Source organism: Streptomyces sp. RP5T (assembly GCF_003933965.1).
Classification (GTDB): domain Bacteria; phylum Actinomycetota; class Actinomycetes; order Streptomycetales; family Streptomycetaceae; genus Streptomyces.
Map to the genome: position 1 here is coordinate 1 of NZ_RSAJ01000622.1, position 4,744 is coordinate 4,744.

The window sequence follows — 4,744 nt, forward strand, 5'->3', positions numbered from 1 at the left end:
GGCCATGGCCCGCTTCGCCCGCGAGGGCGCCGTCCGGCCCGGCCCCGAGGGCCTCGCCGACATCCCGAAACTGCCCTACGCCCCCGCCCCGCTGCCCGTCGTCGACGCCCGCACGGTCGCCGTCTCCTGGGCGGGCCACGCCAGTTGGGTGGTGCGCATCGGCGGTCTGACCGTCCTCACCGACCCGGTCTGGTCGCGTCGCATCCTCGGCACCCCGGCCCGCATCACCCCGGTCGGCATCGACTGGGAGGCGCTGCCGCGCATCGACGCCGTCGTCATCAGCCACAACCACTACGACCACCTGGACGCCCCGACGCTGCGCCGACTGCCGCGCGACACCCCGGTGTTCGTCCCGGCCGGCCTGGCCCGCTGGTTCCACCGCCGCCGCTTCACCGCGGTGACCGAACTCGACTGGTGGGAGGCGGCCGAACTGGGCGGCGTCCGCTTCGACTTCGTCCCCGCCCACCACTGGTCCAAGCGCTCCCTCACCGACACCTGCCGCACCCTGTGGGGCGGCTGGGTCCTCACCGCCCGGGACGGGCAGCGGGTCTACTTCGCCGGGGACACGGGCTACGGCCACTGGTTCTCCCGCATCGGTCACCGCTATCCCGGCATCGACCTCGCCCTCCTGCCCATCGGCGCCTACGACCCCCGCTGGTGGCTCAGCGACGTGCACTGCGACCCGGAGGAGGCGGTGCGGGCGGCCCAGGACCTCGGCGCCCGCCGCATGGCCCCCATGCACTGGGGGACGTTCGTGCTCTCGGCGGAGCCGGTGCTGGAACCGCTGACGAGGGTGCGGCAGGCGTGGGAGAAGGCGGGCCTGGCCCGCGAGGACCTGTGGGACCTGCCGGTCGGCGGATCCAGGGTGCTGGACTGAGGAGTCCTCACCCGGTGGAGCGGACCCGCTTCCACACCGTCGGCGCCGCGCTGATCGCCAGGGTCAGCGCGACCGCCGCGACCACTCCCTCCCAGGGCTCCTTGAACAGCGACCCGCCCAGAATCCCGATCAGCTGGTACGTCACGGCCCAGGCCAGGCAGGCCGGCAGGTTCCCCCGCACGAACCGCCGCAGCGGCCACTCGGCCATCAGACAGGCCAGCATCACCGGTATCCGCCCGGCCGGCACCAGCCGGGACAGCACGAGGACGGCCACCCCGTGGTCGGCCAGCTTCCCCTGCGCCTGTTCGAGACGCTCCTCCGGCGCCCGGGACCGGATCGCCTCCAGCCACCGCGAGCCGTTCCTCGACTTCATCCCGCGCCGCCCCAGCCAGTACAGGGTGATGTCCCCGAGGAACGCGGCGAGCGAGGCCGTGACGAACAGCAGCACCAGGGTCAGCGGGGCCGCCCGGTGGAAGGCCACCACGGCGGCCGAACTCACCAGTGCTCCCGTGGGCACCACCGGCACCAGCGCGCCCAGGAACACCAGCAGGAACAGGGTCGGATAGCCGATCGCCTGCCCCGCGGTCCCGGACGTGGCCCCCGTGGTGGCGGCTTCGAGCCACGTCACCGGGCGACCTCCAGCCGCACGCTCTCCCCGTGCTCCAGCCGGTGCACGTCCACGCCCGGCGCGAACCGGCCCGCCAGCCGCGCGAACTCCGCGCCCGGCGCATGGAACTCGTGCGGCCGTACCGCGTCCATCCCGATCGGCCAGTACGTCCCGTAGTGCACCGGCACCGCACTGCGCGGCCCCAGCCGGGCCAGCGCCTGGGCCGCGCGCCCCGCGTCGAGGTGGCCCTCCCCGAGATACGGTCCCCATCCGCCGACCGGCAGCAGCGCCACGTCGACCGGCCCGACCTCCTCGGCCATGTCGTCGAACAGCCCGGTGTCCCCGGCGAAGTAGGTCCGCGCGGAGCCTTCGACGACGTAACCGAGCGCGGGGGAGCGGTGCGGTCCGAGCGGCAGCCGCCGCCCGTCGTGCCGGGCGGGCACCGCGCGTATCAGGAGGTCGCCCACGCGTCGCTCGTCGCCGGGCGCCACCTCGTCCACCGCGAGATGGGTGAGCCGGCGCAGCCCCGGCACCTGGCGTGGTGCGCCCCGGGGCACGAGCAGGCGCGTGCCCGGCTCCAGGCGCGCCAGCGAGGGCACGTGCAGATGGTCGGCGTGCAGATGGGAGACCAGTGCCACGTCCGCGCGCCGGGCGCCGGCCGGGGGCACCGCGCCGCGGCGCCGGCGCAGATGCGCGAGCCGGCGGGCGAACAGAGGGTCGGTGAGCACACGTACGTCCGAATCCGTGACCGTGCAGGTGGCGTGGCCCCACCAGGTGATCTCCACCGGCACCTCTTTGCCTCCTTCGCGCGACTCCCCGAAGCCTACGGGCTGGAGTAGGGTCGGCGGCGAAACCCGGAGGTGAGGGGGACACCATGGGAGCGTTCCGAGTCACGGCGATCGCGAGTCTGACGCCGCTCGAGGAACTGGACGCCGATCCCTTCCTGGTGGACTCCCGCAGCCAGCACGCCATGTGCGCGCGCTGGGCCGCCGAGCGGGGGTACACCGTGCGGCGGGAACTGCTGGTGCGGGGCCTGCGCGCCGACCACTGCGTGCTGTGGGACGGCGTGCGCTCGGGACGCGACCTGTTCGTGGCCCCCAGCCACCGGGTCCTGGAGAGCGCCCTGTCCTCCGTGGAGGAGTTCACCGCCGAATGCGCCCGCCGCGGGGTGCGGGTGGAGACCGTGGGCTTCGCGGAACCCCTGTACGACGCCCAGATGAAGGCCAGGGTGCACCGCAGGCTCTCGATGCCGACCGCGGGATACGACGGACGCTGACTGTCCGACCCGTATGACACGCTGGTCCCAGAGCCCGCACCGACGACGGGCCAGGACGTGAGGTGTACGGGGCGTGGGTGCGGGGCGTTGGCGGCGGATCGCCAGTCAGGTCGGGCGGAGCGTCACGGTGTGGGTCGTCTCCACCCTGACGATGCTGGTGCTGGCCGGCATCCTGCCGGACTTCCGGCTCCAGTCCCCGACCGGTGACAGCGCGACCCGCATCGCGGTCACCGCCGCGTTCGGCGCCGGCGCCTTCGGTGTGCTGTCGGCCGTCGTGTGGCCGCTGCTCGTGCGGCTCTTCCTGCTCGTGCCGACCCTCGTGCTCGGGCTGCTCGTCTTCTTCCTCAACGGGGCGCTGCTGCTGCTCGCCCTGCGCCTCAACCCCGCCGCGCGCGCCGACGCCGCCCCCGAGACCGCGGTCATGGTCGCCGCCGTGATGTCCGCGGTCGCCTCCGCCACCGGCGGTGCCCTCGCGGTCCGCGACGACGACGCCTACCGGCGCCGCCTGTACCGTCTCGCCGACCGCCGCCGCCGCCGAGGCGGCCCCGCCGGCCCGGCCACCCCGGGCACCGTCTTCCTCCAGCTCGACGGCGTCGGCCACGACGTCCTGCTGGCCGCGGTCGGCGCGGGCCTGATGCCCACGATCGCCCGCTGGATGGGGCACAGTGACACCCCGGGCCGCGCGGTGCGCCCCACCCACCGGCTCACCTCCTGGCGCACCGACTGGTCCAGCCAGACCGGCGCCAGCCAGCTCGGCATCCTGCACGGCAGCAACCACGACGTCCCCGCCTTCCGCTGGTACGAGAAGGACCGCGGCGAGGTGATGGTCTGCAACCGCCCGACCAGCGCCGTGGAGCTCCAGCGCCGGGCCGTGGAGCAGGCCGGACACGGCGGACTGCTCAGCGTCGACGGCGCCAGCCGCGGCAACCTCTTCTCCGGCGGCGCCGAGGAGCAGGCCCTCGTGCTGTCCATCGCCACCCGCCGCCGCAGCCGCGAGACCCGCTCCCGGGCCGGTTACTTCGCCTACTTCTCCGACCCCGCCAACGCCGTGCGCACCGCCCTGTCCTTCGCCGCCGAGGTCGGCCGCGAGATCGGCCAGTCGGCCCGCGCCCGGTTCCGCAAGGAGCGCCCGCGGGTGAGCCGCGGCGGCCTCTACCCCCTGGTCCGCGCCTTCGCGACCGTCGTGGAACGCGACGTCGTGGTCGCCGCCGTCATGGGCGACATGCTCGCGTGCCGTACGGCCGTCTACGCCGACCTCGTCGCCTACGACGAGGTCGCCCACCACTCCGGGCCGACCGGCCGCGACGCCGCGAAGGTCCTCCAGCGCCTGGACCGCTCGCTCGCGCTGATCGAGAACGTCGCCGAGCACGCCCCGCGCCCGTACCGGATCGTCGTCCTGTCCGACCACGGCCAGAGCCCCGGCGAGACCTTCCGCACCCGCTACGGGCTCACCCTCGGCGACCTGGTCCGGGCCGGCTGCGGGCTGCCCGTGCCGCGCAGGGCCGAGCACACCCACAGCGGAGCCGAGGCCCGCGCCGCCGTCCGTGCCGCGCTGCGCAGGCCCGGCAAGGAGGGGCGCGAGCAGTACCGGCCCGCCCGCGGCTCCGAGCCGATCGTGCTGGCCTCCGGCAACCTCGGGCTGGTCTCCTTCCCCGACGTGCACCACCGGATGACCAAGGAGGAGCTGGACGCCCGCCACCCGGCCCTGCTGACCACCCTCGCCAACCATCCCGGCATCGGCTTCCTCCTGGTGCGCAGCGAGGAACACGGCGGGGTGGTCCTCGGGCCGTTCGGCACCGAGATCCCGCTCGACCGACTGGACGAGGATCCGGGGCCGTTGGCCGACTTCGGGCCCGGCGCGGTGGAGGCCGTCCGGCGTACGCACTCCTTCCCGCACACCGCCGACATCATGGTCAACTCCTGGTACGACCCGGCGGAGGGGGAAGTGCTCGCCTTCGAGGAGCAGATCGGGTCGCACGGGGGC

General features: G+C 74.5%; 5 protein-coding genes. 3 read left to right on the top strand and 2 right to left on the bottom strand.

Annotation, left to right across the window (positions count from 1 at the left end; all coding sequences use genetic code 11):
- On the top strand, nt 1–877 hold an 877-nt coding region (locus EHS43_RS37785), incomplete at its 5' end, for an MBL fold metallo-hydrolase (RefSeq protein ID WP_125195136.1).
- Between the two features lie 7 nt (nt 878–884).
- On the opposite strand, the gene EHS43_RS37790 is transcribed toward EHS43_RS37785, so the two are convergent.
- Together EHS43_RS37790 and EHS43_RS37795 are read right to left on the bottom strand one after the other, a co-directional pair.
- The gene (locus tag EHS43_RS37790; RefSeq protein ID WP_125195137.1) at nt 885–1,505 is read right to left on the bottom strand and encodes a DedA family protein; all 621 of its coding nucleotides are present in this window, start codon (nt 1,503–1,505) and stop codon (nt 885–887) included.
- Nucleotides 1,502–2,275 (bottom strand): MBL fold metallo-hydrolase, encoded by a 774-nt coding sequence (locus tag EHS43_RS37795; RefSeq protein WP_125195138.1) that lies wholly within the window; start codon nt 2,273–2,275, stop codon nt 1,502–1,504. Before EHS43_RS37795 ends, EHS43_RS37790 begins: the two co-directional genes overlap by 4 nt.
- 83 nt (nt 2,276–2,358) lie before the next feature.
- Between EHS43_RS37795 and EHS43_RS37800 the strand changes: the two genes are divergently transcribed.
- Both EHS43_RS37800 and EHS43_RS37805 read left to right on the top strand, forming a co-directional pair.
- Nucleotides 2,359–2,760 (top strand): hypothetical protein, encoded by a 402-nt coding sequence (locus tag EHS43_RS37800; protein ID WP_125195139.1) that lies wholly within the window; start codon nt 2,359–2,361, stop codon nt 2,758–2,760.
- Nucleotides 2,761–2,833: 73 nt separating this feature from the next.
- Nucleotides 2,834–4,744, top strand: a 1,911-nt coding sequence (locus EHS43_RS37805) for a phage holin family protein (protein ID WP_125195140.1), incomplete at its 3' end; no start/stop codon positions are given.